Here is a 15416-nt window from a genome sequence, read left to right as displayed (position 1 = left end):
CACGCAGCACGCGTACGACGTACCGCTAACTGCCACAGAAGAGGAACTTCGCCATGATCATCAAGCGCAACAACCAGGCCAACGGCCGCAAGTCCAAGAAGCTGGCGCTGGCCAGCGTACTACTGGCCTGCTCGCTGGCCGCCGGCAACGGCAGCGCCATGGGCCCGGTGGTCGAGGTCGGCCCGAATCTGTTCCAGAGCATCCTCAACCAGATCAACACCTACTCGCAGAAGTTCGCCGACACGGCCGAATACGCGCAGAACGCGCAGCGCTGGATGCAGCAGCTGAACTACGTGCGTCAGCAGCTGATCAACATGCAGAGCCTGCTCAGCACGGTGTCCATGCCCAACGGCACGACCTGGACCAAGGTCAACGCCAACACCTACCTGGTCGAAGAGTCCTGCAACCGCGGCGGCGGCGGCCTCAGCGTCAGCGGCCTGCTGAGCATGATCGGCCTGGATCCGGCCGGCGATTGGGTCGCCAAGCAGAAGGAAATCTGCGTCAACATCCGTCGCGCGCGCAACGAGAAGTACAACTACACGGTCGAGTTCGTCATGAACGTCGCGCCGCAGATGCAGAACATGCTCAAGACGGTCAATACGCGGCGCAACTCCAGCAACGACCAGGGCAATGTGCAGGCGGTGGACAGCTCGTCCAACGAAATCTCCAACGACCTGGCGCTGAAGTTCCAGATCTGGCAGGGCCAGATGCAGACCTACGACGTCTATATCGCGACCATGGAAGAGAATCAGCGCACGCTCGCCTACAAGGCCATGAAGGGCCAGCAGACGATCCTGGGTTCGCTGGTCAAGACCGCGGCGCTTGCGGGTGCGCTGAAGGTCGGCAATTGATTTAGGCGAACGGCTGGAGCGGGCGGGCCCTGAGCGGCCCGCTGCCTCCATGGCCGGTACAGAGTCTGCGCCGATGGGTTCGGTGCGGTGGGTGAACAGGGGCAGGCCGGCGGCAATGACCCGACAGGCAGATAGGCGGCGCAGATGAGCAGGGGAATCGAAATCGTGGGTGATTGGCTGAAGGGCAGCATCGGTAACTGGCTGGACTGGCTGCAACCGCAGGTCCAGTCGGTGGGGGATTTCGTCTTCTTCCGCCTGATCCTGGCCTACCTGCGCGAGGAAATCCAAAAGTTCGGCGTCGGCATGATGACCAACGCCATGCAGTGGGTGGGCGGTATCGCGCTGACCCTGATGACGCTGTGGATCCTGATCCAGGGGTATCGCATCGCCACCGGTCTGTCGCGCGAGCCGATGATGGCGCTGGTGACCAACTCGTTGCGCGCGGCGTTCATCGTCGGCGTGGCGACCTCGATGGCGGCCTTCGGCACCAATCTGCATACCTTCTTCACCGAAGACATCAACAAGGAAATCCATTGGGTCGTCACGGGTAAGGACACCAAGATCGAGGACCAGATCGACAACAGTCTGGCCTGGATGCAGGTGGCCTTGACCAGTATCGACATGATCGACGTGGTCAAGGACCCGACCCTGGACGACGACAAGAACCGCGCGATGTGGTTCGTCGGCATGGGCACCGGCGGCCCGGCGATCGTCAGCGGCACCATGTTGTTGCTCTACGAGATTGCGATGGCGATGTTCGTCGGCTTCGGGCCGATATTCATATTGTGTTTGCTGTTCGAGCAAACCAAGCAGTTGTTCACCAAATGGCTGTATTACGGCATAGGAACGCTGTTCTCGATGGCGGTCCTCAGCGCGATGGTTTCGATATCGCTGGAGATGGTCACGCGCGTCTCGGCCGCGTTCTGGACGACGGCCTTGGCAGGCAAGTTGCTGGGCAGCAACTTCAGCGACGGTTTGACCAGCCAGGCCATGCAGCAGGGCGGCATGGGCCTGATCCTGACCACCCTGATCATCAGCGCGCCGCCGATGGCCGCGATGTTCTTCCAGGGCCTGCTCGGTACGCCTAGCGCCTACAACGCCATGGGCGGCGCAGGCGCGGCCCAGCCCGGCGCGGGCATGCCTCCGGGGTACGCGGGTAGCGCGGGTTACCGCCCGACGACGCCGACGTACGGCAACCAGTCGCAGGCGCCGCAGGTACCGGCTCCGAACATGACCGAAAACGCGGGCACGCGAGTGACCGGGCAGTCGACGCCCGCATTGAAGGATGAGATTACGAAACGTTGACGAGGGTTCAGCCAATAGGTCGGATCGATTCCAGATTGCCGTGGATTTCGCTTCTATTCATTGCGTCTTGACTGCGGTGGTATAGGGTTCGCCCAAGCCACCCAACTCGAAGGACCGACGATGATCATGCGTAACCTCATAGCGTGCAGCCTGCTACTGGCAGGCTTATCGGGGGCAGGGGCGGCCCGCGCCGAGCAGGGTTGCCCGGCCGGCCTGGCTCCCATCGGCCAGGCGCCCGGTCCGATCTGCGTGCCGCAGCCCGGTTACGGGATCGGTGGGCCGAGTCCGGTGCAGCAGCAGGGGCCTAGCGCGCCGCAGCCTCGTTGGCTCGATCGCTGGGGCGCCGTCGCCATCGACGCGGTCGCCAGCAAGATGGGCACGGCGACGGACCGCAAGAGCAGTCGCGATGCGGAACGCACGGCGCTCAAGGACTGCAAGAGCCGCGGCGGCACCGAGCAACAGTGCAAGAAGACGTTGCTGGTCTACGGTAACGGTTGCGGCGCGGTGGCCGTGGGCAGCGACTTCATCGTGGCTCGCGGCGGCGGCAGCATCGAGGAAGCGTCCGCCCGGGCTCAGAAAGAGTGCGGGATGAACTCGACCGAATGCGAAGTCCTGTACACGCGTTGCAGCTACCCGGTGCTGGTCAACTGATCGGCCCGGCGCAGCGGTAAGGCAGATAAAGTTTGGTACCAACCCGGGGGCGAAGGATTCGGCGCCGGGTTTGATGTAAAGTACGGCCTGAGCTTGGCCCAAGGGCGGATCGCCCGGGGGACTTGCGGAGGTATCAAGGGGTGCGATCGCACAGCCGTAACTAGGATGTCACGGCGGTATTGCAATCGTTCTCCGAGGAGTTACACCGCCGGCATCCGCCGTCGGGCAATAGGCGATGCGACGTTACCGCGATTGCGGTGGCGCAGTCGCCGCATGAGTAGGGGTTGCCATGAAGTTACAGCTCGTTCCGTTGGCGCTATTGCTAGCCCTCGCCAGCGCTTGCGACCGCACGCCCGATGCGCCCGCCGCATCCGCGCCCGTCGCCTCCGTCCCCGATTCCAAGCCCACACCCACGCCTGCCGCCGATCCGGCGGCGCCGTCCGTCGCGTCCGTCGCGTCCGTCGCGGCCACGCCTGCGGTCGCACCGCAGACCTTGCCCGCGACGACCTGCGCACCCGAGGCCTACGCCGACTTCTTCAACGAGTACGTCGGTTCGCCCGGCGTGCGCGCCGCCTACACCGCCGATACGGTGCGCGTGGGTTCGTTGGACAAGCCGGCCGACGCGCATCCGGTCGCCAAGGCCGACTACCGCGACTTCAAGATCGGCATCGTCGACAGCCGCTGGGCCTACCTCGACCCCGCGGTCAAGGACCCCGGCAGCTACCCGCTGCTGGACCTGGAGTTCAAGCCCGAAGGCGGCAAGTCCTTCCGGGTCGAGTACGTCCAGGCCGAGTTCGACGCCGACGACAACGTGGTCAAGACCATAGGCAAGCCAGGCGCCTATGTGTTCGAGCGCGGAAACGACTGCTGGGTCCTGAGCCAGGACCTGCATTGATCGCCGCGGCCGTGCGCCGCGGTAACAACGGGACACAAGGAGATCTCCCATGGGCAAGATCCGCATCGTAGAGAGCGTGGGCGGCAGTACCGAGCACGTCCACAGCTACGACGACATCGAAATTCATCACCCCAGCAAGAAGGGCAAGGAAGCTGGGCGGCACTACCAGGTCATCGACGGCCACAACGAGGAAATCCTGTCCTCGGGCGGCAAGGTCGCGCATTCGCGCGACGGCCACGTGTTCGTGTCCAAGGACTTCGTCCTGCTCGACGACAAGGGCCGTTCCAGCCCGGTGCACGTGCCGGCGCCGGCCGACGGCTTCGTCAAGATCGACAAGAACAGCGGCCTGGTGAAGATCTACGACAAGCTGCCCGACGGCGAGATGATCGCCCAGGTGCGGCACATGGACCTGCGCCAGTTCCCGCTGAAGGACGGCGATCCGATCCAGTACGGCCAGCCGATGGGCCTGCAGGCCGGCATGGGCGGTGGCAAGCTCAACAAGTACCCCACCCACACCCATATCGACTTCAACGCCAACCATCTGGACAAGTTCAAGCAGTACGTCCACGACATCGACACCGGCGTGATCAGCACCGATCGCTATCCGGCCAAGGGCCAGGCCACGCCTGTGACCGCGCCGGTGCAGCACGACAAGCCCGCCGATGTCGCCAAGCCCGCGCCCGCGCGCGCTGCGGCCGACGGTGTGCTGCGTTCGGGCGAGCATGGCGGCGATGTCCGCGCGCTGCAGGAATCGCTGAACAAGCTCGGCTATCACGACGGCAAGGGCCGCGCGCTGAACCCGGACGCCGACTTCGGCGCCAGCACCAAGGAAGCGGTGCAGGCGTTCCAGCGTGCGCATGGCCTGAAGGACGACGGCGTCGCCGGTCCCAAGACCCTGGACGCGCTGAAAAAGGCCGAACAGACCCCACTGCTGTCCAACCCCGCGCACCCGGACCACGCCATGTTCAAGCAGGCAGTCGGTGGGCTGGAGAAGCTGGGCCCGAACGCCGGTTTCAAGAACCACGCCGAACTCGAACGGGCCGCGGCGACGCTGACCTTCGAAGCCAGATCGACCACGTCGCGCTGAGCACCAACGGCACCGGCCTGTTCGCGGTCCAGGGCGGGCTGACCGACCCCGGTCACCACCGTGCGCACGTGGACAAGTTGCAGGCCGGCGCGCAGCCGCTGGAGCAGTCCACGTTCCAGCTGCAGCAGGATGCGCAGCAGCGCCAGAAGATCGAGGCGCAGGCGCCGGCGGTCGCGCAACAGCAACAGCGCGAACCGCGGATGATGGCTTGACGATGCAAACGCCGATCGACGTCCATCGTCGATCGGCGCGAGGCCGGTTGCGGACGCAACAGCCGCCGCAGCCGGCAAAGCCGAACGGAGTATCGAGCGAGACCATGCGCAAGTCGTTGACCTTGTTAGTGCTGATGACGTCGCTGGCGGCATGCCAGGCGGCGGCGCCCGGCGATGCGGAACCGCAGGCTGCTGCGTCCGCGCCCGCCGCGCAGACGCAGCCAAACCCGCAACAGGAAGTGCCCGTGAACAATCTGTCCGTGACCCCGCAGCAAGACGATCTGACCCAGTTTCTCCCCGCCGGCGGCAAGCAGCTGGCGGTGCAGCGCGCCGATCTCGACGGCGATGGCCGCGAGGACGCGGTGCTGGTGATCGATCCGCCGGTGCAGGCCGACGTCAAGCTGGGCGAGGGCGCGCCGCGCACCGTGCTGGTGCTGATCCGCGACGCCGACGGCAAGCTGCAGGTCGCCAAGCGCAGCGAGCGCTTGGTGCCCTGCGCCCGTTGCGGCGGTATCGCCGGCGATCCGTTCGGCTACGTGCGCGCCTATGCGGGCGGGTTCACCGTGCTGATCGAAGGCGGTTCGCGCGAGCGCTGGTCGGATGAGTTCGGCTTCGCTTATTCGGCCGAGCAGAAAGATTGGCTGTTGGAAAAGGCGGTACGCAGCGTGGTCGACACCGACACCGGCGAGGACAAGCGGCTGGATTTGCAACGCAAGGATTTCGGCGCGATCCGGCTCGAGGAATTCGACCGCGACAAGCTGCCGTCCGTGGAAGAGGCCTGAGTACGCAGGAGCGTCACCGAACCGGGCAGGGAACGTCCGGGCAGGGCTTGGGTTTTGGCGATATAGGCATTCAACCAGGAGCTACACATGACGACGGATAGGGAAACGCAACTGTTGCAGGCCGCGACGGCGTCGGGGATCACCTCGCGTCGCGAACTGGCGAACTTCATGGCCCAGGTCGGTCACGAGTCGCACGGCCTGACCAAGCTCGAAGAGGGCTTTCGCTACACCAAGGGCATCTCGCAGATCCCGGTGAAGTCGGCGATGCGCGAAGGCGCGCCGGCGCTGGAATCGGCGCGTCTGGAAGCCCTGCGCGGGCGTCCGGAGGCGCTGGCCGACCTGATGTACGGCGGTCGCATGGGCAACGACGAGCCCGGCGACGGCTACAAATACCGCGGTCGCGGCTACATGCAGCTGACCGGCAAGGACAATTACCGCTCCGCCGGCGAAGCGCTGGGCCTGGACCTGGTGCACCACCCCGATCTCGCGTCCAAGCCCGAGAACGCGGCCCGCATCGCGACCTGGTACTGGCAGAACAATGTGCCGCAGAACGCCCGCGAGGACGTGACCAAGGCCACCCGCGCGGTCAACGGCGGCACCAACGGCCTGGCCGATCGCGAAACCCGCAACGAGCGCTGGCTGCAGACGCTGACCCCGGAACTGATGGAGCAGCTGGCCGCCGGCCGTATCGGTCGTGCGGTGGAGCCGAACACCCCGGCCAAGCCTGCACCCACGCACGCGACGCCGAATGCGGCCGCCGACGGCGTGCTGAAGTCGGGCGAGAAGGGCGCGGCGATCGAAGCGATGCAGAAATCGCTGCAGGCGCTGGGCTATACCGACGGCAAGGATCGCGCGCTGAACCCGGACGGCAACTTCGGCGCCAGCACCAAGGAAGCGCTGCAGGCGTTCCAGCGTGCGCACGGTCTGAAGGACGACGGCGTCGCCGGTCCCAAGACCCTGGACGCACTGAAAAAGTCCGAACAGACCCCGCTGCTGTCCAATCCCGCGCATCCGGACCACGCCATGTTCAAGCAGGCGGTCGGCGGCCTGGAGAAGCTGGGTCCGAACGCCGGTTTCAAAAACCATGCCGAACTCGAACAGATCGACCACGTCGCGCTGAGCACCAACGGCACCGGCCTGTTCGCGGTCCAGGGCGGGCTGACCGACCCCGGTCACCACCGTGCGCACGTGGACAAGCTGCAGGCCGGCGCGCAGCCGCTGGAGCAGTCCACGTTCCAGCTGCAGCAGGACACGCAGCAGCGCCAGAAGCTCGAGGCGCAGGCCAACCCGACCCAGACGCCGCCGACGCGCGCGATGGGTTGAGTCGACCCGCCGCGCGCGAGCGCGGCGCAGGTACGGCTGCATCCGCGAGGGGGCGAGATGCAGTCGTCGGCCCGGTCCGGTGCGACCCCGTAGCAGGGCGCACCGGACCGGGTCGGTCGAGCTCGACCCGATCACCATCGAAACGCTTCAGGAATTCCCATGAAATCTGCAAACCTTCTGTGCATCGCACTGCTGACGGTCCTGGCCGGCTGCAATTCGTCGAAGGCACCGTTCGACGCGGCCACGACCGCACCGGCCGATGCGGTGGCGGCGACGCCGCCGGCGCCGGCCATGGCCACGACCGCCGAAGCCGCCGCAACGCCCGCTCCCGCTGCGACGGCGCCCGCCGGCGACGGCCGCTCGCTGTGCGCGGCCAGCGAGGACATCGTGCTGTCGTGCAAGCTCGCCGGCGGCCAGCTGGCTTCGTTGTGCGCGTCCAAGGGCGTCAGCGACCAGGCCGGCTACGTCTACTTCGCCCAGGGCGCGGCGGGCCGTCCCGACTACCTGTTCCCGGCCGACAAGGGCGTGCACGGCAAGCGCTTCAAGCGCACCCAGCTCGGCTTCGCCGGCAACAGCGGCGGCTACGCCTATTCGTTCGAGGACGGCGGCCGCAAGCGCATCTTCTATTCGATCTCCGGCGAGAAGGGCGTGCAGGAGCAGGGCCTGCTGACCGCCAGCGGCGATGCGGTCAAAGCCGAGGCTTTCGTGGCCTGCGAGCCGGGCAGCCTCGTCGACGATATCGACGACACCTTGTTCAAATTCACCCGCGGCTGGGACCGCGACGCTGCGATCGACCGCGGCGGGCTACCGGCCAAGCCCTGAGCTACGGCCGCAGCCTCAACTACGCATAACGATCGCATCAAGGAGGAAACCAATGTCTACACCGAGCAACCGCGATTTTCTGCTGCAGCGCGCCTACGAGTCCGGCATCCGTGAACCGCGTGAACTGGCCGCGTTCATGGGCCAGATGCAGATCGAATCCCGATCCTTCGCCAGCATGCACGAGAACCTGGGCTACAGCGCCGAACGCCTGCACGAGGTGTTCCCCGACCGCAACGGCATGAACACCCTGGCCGAAGCGCGCGACGTCGTGCGCGGCGGCCGCGAGCAGATCGCCGAGACCATCTACGGCGGCCGTTGGGGCCGCGACAACCTCGGCAACACCGAGCCGGGCGACGGCTGGCGTTTCCACGGCCGCGGTTACGTGCAGCTGACCGGCCGCGACAACTACGAGCGCGCCGGCCGCGAGCTCGGCCTGGATCTGGCCGCCAATCCCGACCTGGCCGCGGATCGCGGCAACGCCGCCAACATCGCCGTGCACTACTGGCAGAGCCGGGTCGTCCCGCACGGCAATCAGTTGAACGTGCGCGAGGCCACCCACGACATCAACGGCGGCTACAACCATCTGCCCGAGCGCCGCGCTGCGGTGGCCGAGTGGGAGCGCATGCTCACCCCCGAAGTGATGCAGGGCCTGGCCCGCGGCGAAGTGGTGCTGCCCGCGCCGGGCCGCGGCGGCCGCGATCCCATGGCCGACGGCGTGCTCAAGCTCAACGAGCGCGGCCAGGCCGTCGAGGACATGCAGGAAACGCTCAAGCGCCTGGGCTATCGCGACGCCCAGGGCAACGAGCTCAACCCCGACGGTCATTTCGGTCGCCGCAGCCAGGAAGCCCTGAAGGCGTTCCAGCGCGATCACGGCCTGGAAGACGACGGCATCGCAGGACGCGATACCTTGAATGCGCTGCGCAATGCGCAGCCCAACCAGCCGCAGACCGAACGCGGCCGCGATCAGCCGGCGCAGCCGACCCCGGCCGAACCGGCACGCAGCAGCTCGCTGCAGGATCCGGCCAATCGCGACAATCCGGTCTACCGCCAGGCGGTCGCCGGGCTGGAACGCCTGGGCCCGAATGGCGGCTTCGACAATCGCGAGCAGCTCGAGCGCGCGGCCGCGACCCTGACCTACGAGGCCCGGGTCAGCGGCCTGACCCAGATCGACCACGTCGTGCGCAGCACCAACGGCACCGGTCTGTTCGCGGTGCAGGGCGGCCTGAACGACCCGGCCCACCACCGCGCGTTCGCCGATCGCGGCCAGGCGGTCGGGCAGAGCGTCGAACAGACCAGCCAGCGCCTGCAGCAGGACGTGCCGCAGACGCAGCAGACCCCGTTCATGGCGCAGCCGCAGCCCGAGCGCCAGCAGCAGACCAGCCAGCGGGTGTGATCGTGGCGGTCGCGTTTCGCCCCTAGCGGGCGGCGCGCGGCCGTTTCCCCTCATGCGGGCGCGCCCGGTCGCGCGCCCGCCACCGGACCTCAGCCGTGCAGCCCCCCCGGGACGCGGCTGTGGCGGCAGTCGGATGCGGGACCGCATGCGGTCCCGCATCCGCCTAGCCTTGAAGCACTCTCGCGATTGCGCGAGCATACGGGTCAGGCTGCAGCAGCGGAGGCGCCATGAACGGACTCCCCCAGGGACAGGAACGCAGGGTCGACAGCGACGCGTCGGTGAAGACCCTGGACGACCTGCGACAGGCCGAACAACGCGCGCTGCTGAGCAGTCCCAGCCATCCCAACCACGACCTGTTCAAGCAGGTGCGGGTGTGTCTGGATCGCCAGGACACGGTTTCCTCGCGCACGCCGGAACAGAACGACAACCTCGCGGCCGCACTCGCGGTCGAAGCCAGGCGCAACGAAATGCGCGTCAACCACGTCGTCCTGAGCAAGGACGGCGAGCGCGCGTTCGCGGTCGAAGGCGACCTCAATTCGCCGGCGCGCCGGGTCAGCTACGTCGAAACGGCGCAGGCCGCGTCGCAGCCGATCGAGCGCAGCGGCGAGCAACTGGCGCAACTGTCGCGCGAGCAGGATCAGCGCGACCGCCGCCAGACGCAGGAGCAGGATCGCCAGCGCCAGCCCGAGGCGCAGCGCGAAGCGCCGCTGCTCGGCCTGGGGCCGCGTTCGCTGTGACGGCGACGCAGACGGTTCGGGCCCGCGAGGCAATGCAGGCATTGGAGGCCAGGCAGTGAGCGAATACCAACATCACCTACTTACGCGCGGCAAGTACCAGATCGTCGCGTTGACGCCGGATGCACAATTCGAGGACGACGACATCTATGCTTACGCGGTGATGTCGTCTTCGGGCGTCAAGCTGCGCCAGGAGCTGACGCTGAGCGACGCCAGGAATTGGCTGGACGACCGGATGGAGCGGGAGCGGGGCAACCCCTCCGCGCCGATGCCGGATCCGGTGGAAGCGGCTCCCGTACGATCCACGTTGCTCCGGCCCGGCCGGAAGCGTCGCTGATCGCATGGCGGGCCTTGGGGAACTTCAAGCAGGGAACAACACGTGAAAGGGAAGCTGATCTTCGCCCTGGTCCTGGGCATCGCCGCCTTGGCCGCCGGGCTGTATCTGTCGGGCTATTTGTCGCTGCTGTTCCTCAAAGTCGATACCGGTCTGCTGAAGTGGAGCACCTTCACGGACTACGTGCGGGTGCTCGATCTGCCGCAGTACAAGCTGCACGCGGGCAAGATCAAGGCCTCGGGCTACATCGGCTTCGGCCTGCCGGGCCTGGCCTACCTCGCGCTGCTGGTGCTGATCCTCAAGCCCAAGCCGCGCTCGATGCACGGCGATGCGCGCTTCGCCAACGGCATGGACCTGCAAAGCAAGGGCATGTTCAAGGCGTCCCACAACGGCATCGTGGTCGGCAAGTACAACGGCAAGCTGGTGCGCCTGGCCGGCCAGCAGTTCGTGATCCTGGCCGCGCCGACCCGCTCGGGCAAGGGCGTCGGCATCGTGATCCCGAACCTGCTCGAGTACCAGGAATCGATGGTGGTGCTCGACATCAAGCAGGAAAACTTCGACCTGACCAGCGGCTGGCGCGCCCAGCAGGGGCAGGAGATCTACCTGTTCAATCCCTTCGCCGAGGACCGGCGCACGCACCGCTGGAACCCGCTGACCTACGTCGCCACCGACCCGGCGTTCCGGGTCTCGGACCTGATGAGCATCGCGGCGATGCTGTATCCGGACGGTTCCGACGACCAGAAGTTCTGGGTCAGCCAGGCGCGCAACGCCTTCATGGCGTTCACCCTGTACCTGTTCGAGGCCTTCGAGGAAGAGAACAAGATCGGTTTCCCGTTCGCCAACCCGCCGACCCTGGGCGCGGTTTACCGGCTGTCCTCGGGCGACGGCAAAAGCGAGCTCAAGCCCTACCTGCAGGGGCTGTCGCAGCGCCCGTTCCTCAGCGACAACGCGCGCTCGGCCTTCGCCAACATGCTGTCCCAGGCCGACGAGACCTTCGCCTCGATCCTGGGCACGTTCAAGGAACCGCTCAACCCCTGGATCAACCCGGTCCTGGACGCGGCCACCAGCGCCGACGATTTCCTGCTCACCGACCTGCGCAAGAAGCGCATGACGATCTACGTCGGCATCCAGCCCAACAAGCTGGCCGAGAGCCGTTTGATCGTGAACCTGTTCTTCAGCCAGATCATCAACCTCAACACCCGCGAACTGCCGCAGAACAACAAGGCGCTCAAGCACCAATGCCTGCTGCTGATGGACGAGTTCACCTCGATCGGCAAGGTCGATATCATCGCCTCGGCGGTCTCGTACATGGCCGGCTACAACATCCGCCTGCTGCCGATCATCCAGAGCATGTCGCAGCTGGACGCGACCTACGGCAAGGACATCTCGCGCACCATCATCACCAACCACGCGCTGCAGATCATCTACGCGCCGCGCGAGCAGCAGGATGCCAACGACTATTCCGACATGCTCGGCTACACCACGGTGCGCAAGCAGAACGTGACCCGCGGCCGCGACTACTCGCGCAGCGAATCCGAGGAACGGCGCGCGCTGATGCTGCCGCAGGAGCTCAAGGCGATGGGCTTCGACACCGAGGTGTTCCTGTACGAAGGCATCCCGCACCCGGTGAAGTGCGACAAGATCAAGTACTACCAGGACAAGCACTTCACCTCGCGCCTGCTGCCCAAGGTCGAAGTGCCGACCCTGAACCTGCGCGCCTGAGCATGCCGTCTTGGGCATGCCGTCTTGGGCGCGGCGTCCTGAGCGTGCCGTTTTGAGCATGCTGTTCTCAGCATGCCGTTTTGAGCATGCGCTCACACCGCCGTCGCCGGATTCCGGCGCGGCGGCTGCACGAACGCGGCCGCGGCGATACGATGCGCTCATCGGTCGACCCCGCGACCCCATGCCCTGACATCCCCATGCAGAACCTGCGCATCTCCCTGGTCCAAGGCGCCACCCGCTGGCACGATCCCGCCGGCAATCGCGATTACTACGGCCGCCTGATTTCCGCGCTGCACGGCACCACCGACCTGGTGCTGCTGCCGGAAACCTTCACCAGCGGCTTCAGCAATGAGGCGATCGGCAACGCCGAGACCATGGACGGCCCGACCGTGGCCTGGATCCGCGAACAGGCGGCCAAGCTGGGTGCGGCGGTCACCGGCAGCGTGCAGCTGCGCACCGACGAGGGCGTGTTCAACCGCCTGCTGTTCGCCACGCCCGACGGCGCGCTGCAGACCTACGACAAGCGTCATCTGTTCCGCTACGCCAACGAACACGAGCGTTACGCGGCCGGCCGCGAACGCCTGACGGTGGAGTGGAAGGGTTGGCGGATCTGCCCGCAGGTCTGCTACGACCTGCGCTTCCCGGTGTATTCGCGCAACCGCTACGATGTCGAACGGCCGGGCGCGCTGGACTACGACTTGCTGCTGTACGTGGCCAACTGGCCGTCGGCGCGCGCCTATCCCTGGAAAACCCTGCTGCGCGCACGCGCGATCGAGAACCTGTGCTACGTCGCCGGCCTCAACCGGGTAGGCGACGACGGCAACGGCCTGCAGTATTCCGGCGACAGCGCGGTGATCGATTTCCTCGGCCATGCGGTCAGCGAATGCACCGACGAGGAAGTGGTCGCGACCACGACCCTGCTGGCGGACGAGTTGGCCGCGCATCGTGCGCGTTTCCCGGCGATGCTGGACGGCGACGCGTTCGAGTTGAAGTGAGCGGGGCAGGGCGCTTCCGGGTAGGAGCGGCGTAAGCCGCGACCGCGAACCGCCGGCCGCCTGCTCCGACTTCGCTGCCTCCGTATCTCGCAACGCTCCGATTTACACCGCATCGTGACTCATCACGGTCGCGGCTTACGCCGCTCCTACCCCAAAGCTGGCTCACCGGCTTTGGGGTAGGAGCGGCGTGAGCCGCGATACGCGAATCCGGGCGGGCGGCGCCGCCACCACCGCCCATTCATCGCCACCTCACGCCGCGCCCACATCCGCCTGCGCTGTCGGGACTACACTGGCGTAACCGCGCAAGCCGCACGGTAACCGCATCCAACGGATGCCGGCGCCCAGCGTCCGGCCGGACCGGACCGCGGCGCCGGCTCCCCACACCGGAGGAGCCCGCCATGGCATCGCAACGACTAGAGGACTACCTGCATTCGCATCAGGTGGCCTACGACATGCTCGCCCATCCCTACGCACCCACCGCGCACGCGGCTGCGGTCAGCGCCGACATCGACGACCACGAAATGGCCAAGACCGTGATGGTCAAACTCGACGGCCGCCTGGCGATGGCGTTGGTCCCCGCCGACGAATGGCTGCGGCTCACGCGCCTGCGCGAGGCCAGCGGCGCGCAGTACGTGGCCCTGGCCAGCGAGGCCGAGTTCAAGGAGCGCTTCCCCGAATGCGAGGTCGGCGCGATGCCGCCGTTCGGCAATCTCTACGGCCTGGAGGTCTACGCGGCCGACAGCCTGGCGGTAGAGGAGCGGATCGCGTTCAACGCCGGCAACCACCGCGAGCTGATGCGCATGGCCTGGTCGGACTTCGAGCAACTGGTGCATCCGCACGTGGCGACGCTCACGCGTCACTGAATCCCGGTATCGGGACGGGGGGGCGATGCCACCTCCGCGCCGTCGATCAAGGCGTGTCCGGAGCGAACACGAAGCGAACACGAAGCGAACACGCCAGTGCGCTGCCGGTCGCGCGGCCCCGGCCGGCGTTGCGCGCGTGACCGATGGCACTGTGCCCCATTGCCGCTTTGCCGAAACGTAGCCGGGCCCCGGTCGCGCCGACCGGGGCCCGGCTGCGGGAATCACGGATGCCACATTTGAAAACGATCCTCGGCCTGATCGCGGCCGGCGCGATAGCGCTCGCAGGCTGCAGCGCGCATCGGCCCGCCGCCGCCGCCCGCGAAGAAGCGGCGCAAGGGCAGGGCCGCGGCGACCTCATCGCCGTGGAACCTCTGGGATCGTTCGACCAAGCGCACCTGCAACAGATCGCCTCCGAGTTCCCAGGCGGCATCGCCGTCGCCGGTGGCGCCAAGCTCTACCGCATCGTGTACTGGACCCGGTCGCAGGGGCGTCCGACCCGGGCCTCAGGGCTGTGGTCGGTGCCCGAACGCGGCGCGGCGCCGAAGGGCACCGTGATGTACTTGCATGGCACCCAGATGACCCGAGCGTCGTCGCCCTCGCTGCCCGACCGCGTCGACGGCAACGAGGAGACCGCGGTGTTCGCCGGCAACGGCTTCGAAGTCGTGCTGCCCGATTACATCGGCTTGGGCGTCTCGACCTGTCCGCAGGCTTACGTCATCGTTGCCGCGCAGGTCGACGCCTCGATCGACTTGCTGCGCGCGCTACGTAGCGCGCGTGCGCGCCTGCGGCGCAGCGGGTCGCCGTCCTTGTACCTGATGGGATTCTCGCAGGGCGGCCAGAGCGTCGCCGGCCTGCATCGCGCGCTCGAGCGCGAACCGCTGCCCGGCTATCGGCTGCACGGCTCGGTCGGCATCGCCGGACCTTACGACCTGCACGCGCTGATGCTGCGCAAGATTTCGCCCGCGCATGCCTCGGCGGCGAACAACGCCGGTTATTTCGCCTTCATCGCCAACGCCTATTCGATCTACTACGGCCATCCCTTGGACGAGATGCTGACTCGCGAGTACGCCGACGCCGTGCCCGCGCTGTTCGACGGCACCAAGGCGCCGGAGCAGGTCGTGCCCGCACTGCCGACGGACGCGCGTCGCTTGTTCCAGCCACAGTTCCTGCGCGCGTTCGAAGCCGGGGACGACACCGGGTTCGCCCGCGCGCTGGACGAAAACCAGACTTACGCCTGGACACCGGCGGCGCCGTTCCGGATCTACTACGGCGAGGCCGACACCGACGTGCTGCCGGAGTCGGCGCGGGCCTTCTACGATTATGCGAAGCCGCGCGGCGGCAACTTGTCACTGCATCCCTTGGGAGCGGTCGATCATTGGAACAGTGCCGCGCTGAGCTATGCGCCGACGCTGGCATGGTTCGAGGAACTCAGCGCAGCGAAATAAGG

At 66.9% G+C, this 15416-nt stretch carries 16 protein-coding genes; all 16 read left to right on the top strand.

What is annotated here, in order from left to right; all coding sequences use genetic code 11:
• Positions 1-53 precede the first annotated feature (53 nt).
• The 16 genes from ASE10_RS00755 (at position 54) to ASE10_RS00685 (ending at position 15414) form a co-directional block, all read left to right on the top strand.
• Positions 54-851 carry a hypothetical protein gene (locus tag ASE10_RS00755; RefSeq protein WP_055899606.1) on the top strand — a complete coding sequence of 266 codons (798 nt, stop codon included), beginning with the start codon at positions 54-56 and terminating at the stop codon, positions 849-851.
• 144 nt (positions 852-995) lie between these two features.
• Positions 996-2156: a type IV secretion system protein gene (locus ASE10_RS00750; RefSeq protein WP_056306698.1), complete on the top strand. Its 1161-nt coding sequence runs from the start codon at positions 996-998 to the stop codon at positions 2154-2156.
• 120 nt (positions 2157-2276) lie between these two features.
• A complete protein-coding gene (locus ASE10_RS00745) occupies positions 2277-2807 on the top strand; it encodes a DUF4189 domain-containing protein (protein ID WP_082559495.1) in 531 nt (176 codons plus the stop codon).
• Between the two features lie 289 nt (positions 2808-3096).
• Positions 3097-3702: a hypothetical protein gene (locus tag ASE10_RS00740; RefSeq protein ID WP_056306696.1), complete on the top strand. Its 606-nt coding sequence runs from the start codon at positions 3097-3099 to the stop codon at positions 3700-3702.
• Positions 3703-3751: 49 nt separating this feature from the next.
• Positions 3752-4789 carry a peptidoglycan-binding domain-containing protein gene (locus tag ASE10_RS00735; RefSeq protein ID WP_056306694.1) on the top strand — a complete coding sequence of 346 codons (1038 nt, stop codon included), beginning with the start codon at positions 3752-3754 and terminating at the stop codon, positions 4787-4789.
• Positions 4790-4857: 68 nt separating this feature from the next.
• Positions 4858-5001: a hypothetical protein gene (locus tag ASE10_RS19880; RefSeq protein ID WP_157488339.1), complete on the top strand. Its 144-nt coding sequence runs from the start codon at positions 4858-4860 to the stop codon at positions 4999-5001.
• A gap of 245 nt (positions 5002-5246) precedes the next feature.
• A complete protein-coding gene (locus tag ASE10_RS00730) occupies positions 5247-5783 on the top strand; it encodes a hypothetical protein (RefSeq protein ID WP_235565755.1) in 537 nt (178 codons plus the stop codon).
• Between the two features lie 87 nt (positions 5784-5870).
• Complete coding sequence (locus tag ASE10_RS00725) at positions 5871-7106, top strand: XVIPCD domain-containing protein (protein WP_082586027.1); 1236 nt, start codon at positions 5871-5873, stop codon at positions 7104-7106.
• Between the two features lie 159 nt (positions 7107-7265).
• A complete protein-coding gene (locus tag ASE10_RS20490) occupies positions 7266-7928 on the top strand; it encodes a hypothetical protein (RefSeq protein WP_055899588.1) in 663 nt (220 codons plus the stop codon).
• A gap of 52 nt (positions 7929-7980) precedes the next feature.
• Positions 7981-9321, top strand: a complete 1341-nt coding sequence (locus tag ASE10_RS00715) for an XVIPCD domain-containing protein (RefSeq protein WP_055899585.1) — start codon at positions 7981-7983, stop codon at positions 9319-9321.
• A gap of 227 nt (positions 9322-9548) precedes the next feature.
• Positions 9549-10058 (top strand): XVIPCD domain-containing protein, encoded by a 510-nt coding sequence (locus tag ASE10_RS00710; protein WP_055899582.1) that lies wholly within the window; start codon positions 9549-9551, stop codon positions 10056-10058.
• Between the two features lie 55 nt (positions 10059-10113).
• Complete coding sequence (locus tag ASE10_RS00705) at positions 10114-10392, top strand: hypothetical protein (protein WP_055899579.1); 279 nt, start codon at positions 10114-10116, stop codon at positions 10390-10392.
• A 54-nt stretch (positions 10393-10446) separates the two neighbouring features.
• A complete protein-coding gene (locus tag ASE10_RS00700; protein ID WP_156087741.1) occupies positions 10447-12111 on the top strand; it encodes a type IV secretory system conjugative DNA transfer family protein in 1665 nt (554 codons plus the stop codon).
• A 197-nt stretch (positions 12112-12308) separates the two neighbouring features.
• Positions 12309-13106: an amidohydrolase gene (locus tag ASE10_RS00695; protein ID WP_055899576.1), complete on the top strand. Its 798-nt coding sequence runs from the start codon at positions 12309-12311 to the stop codon at positions 13104-13106.
• A 398-nt stretch (positions 13107-13504) separates the two neighbouring features.
• Positions 13505-13969 (top strand): YbaK/EbsC family protein, encoded by a 465-nt coding sequence (locus ASE10_RS00690; RefSeq protein WP_055899573.1) that lies wholly within the window; start codon positions 13505-13507, stop codon positions 13967-13969.
• Positions 13970-14205: 236 nt separating this feature from the next.
• Positions 14206-15414 (top strand): hypothetical protein, encoded by a 1209-nt coding sequence (locus ASE10_RS00685; RefSeq protein WP_056305534.1) that lies wholly within the window; start codon positions 14206-14208, stop codon positions 15412-15414.
• Positions 15415-15416 lie beyond the last annotated feature (2 nt).

Origin of the sequence: Lysobacter sp. Root76, assembly GCF_001428685.1 — a bacterium.
GTDB lineage: Bacteria > Pseudomonadota > Gammaproteobacteria > Xanthomonadales > Xanthomonadaceae > Lysobacter.
The sequence above is the reverse complement of the archived record's forward strand: the minus strand, read 5'-3'. Positions and strand labels throughout refer to the sequence as shown.

Excerpts from the sequence above, each read along its gene's own strand:
- ASE10_RS00750 (WP_056306698.1), top strand. The coding sequence starts at position 996 with ATGAGCAGGGGAATCGAAATCGTGGGTGATTGGCTGAAGGGCAGCATC.
- ASE10_RS00745 (WP_082559495.1), top strand. The coding sequence starts at position 2,277 with ATGATCATGCGTAACCTCATAGCGTGCAGCCTGCTACTGGCAGGCTTA.
- ASE10_RS00715 (WP_055899585.1), top strand. The coding sequence starts at position 7,981 with ATGTCTACACCGAGCAACCGCGATTTTCTGCTGCAGCGCGCCTACGAG.
- ASE10_RS00710 (WP_055899582.1), top strand. The coding sequence starts at position 9,549 with ATGAACGGACTCCCCCAGGGACAGGAACGCAGGGTCGACAGCGACGCG.
- ASE10_RS00725 (WP_082586027.1), top strand. The coding sequence starts at position 5,871 with ATGACGACGGATAGGGAAACGCAACTGTTGCAGGCCGCGACGGCGTCG.
- ASE10_RS00695 (WP_055899576.1), top strand. The coding sequence starts at position 12,309 with ATGCAGAACCTGCGCATCTCCCTGGTCCAAGGCGCCACCCGCTGGCAC.
- ASE10_RS00740 (WP_056306696.1), top strand. The coding sequence starts at position 3,097 with ATGAAGTTACAGCTCGTTCCGTTGGCGCTATTGCTAGCCCTCGCCAGC.
- ASE10_RS20490 (WP_055899588.1), top strand. The coding sequence starts at position 7,266 with ATGAAATCTGCAAACCTTCTGTGCATCGCACTGCTGACGGTCCTGGCC.
- ASE10_RS00755 (WP_055899606.1), top strand. The coding sequence starts at position 54 with ATGATCATCAAGCGCAACAACCAGGCCAACGGCCGCAAGTCCAAGAAG.
- ASE10_RS00735 (WP_056306694.1), top strand. The coding sequence starts at position 3,752 with ATGGGCAAGATCCGCATCGTAGAGAGCGTGGGCGGCAGTACCGAGCAC.
- ASE10_RS00690 (WP_055899573.1), top strand. The coding sequence starts at position 13,505 with ATGGCATCGCAACGACTAGAGGACTACCTGCATTCGCATCAGGTGGCC.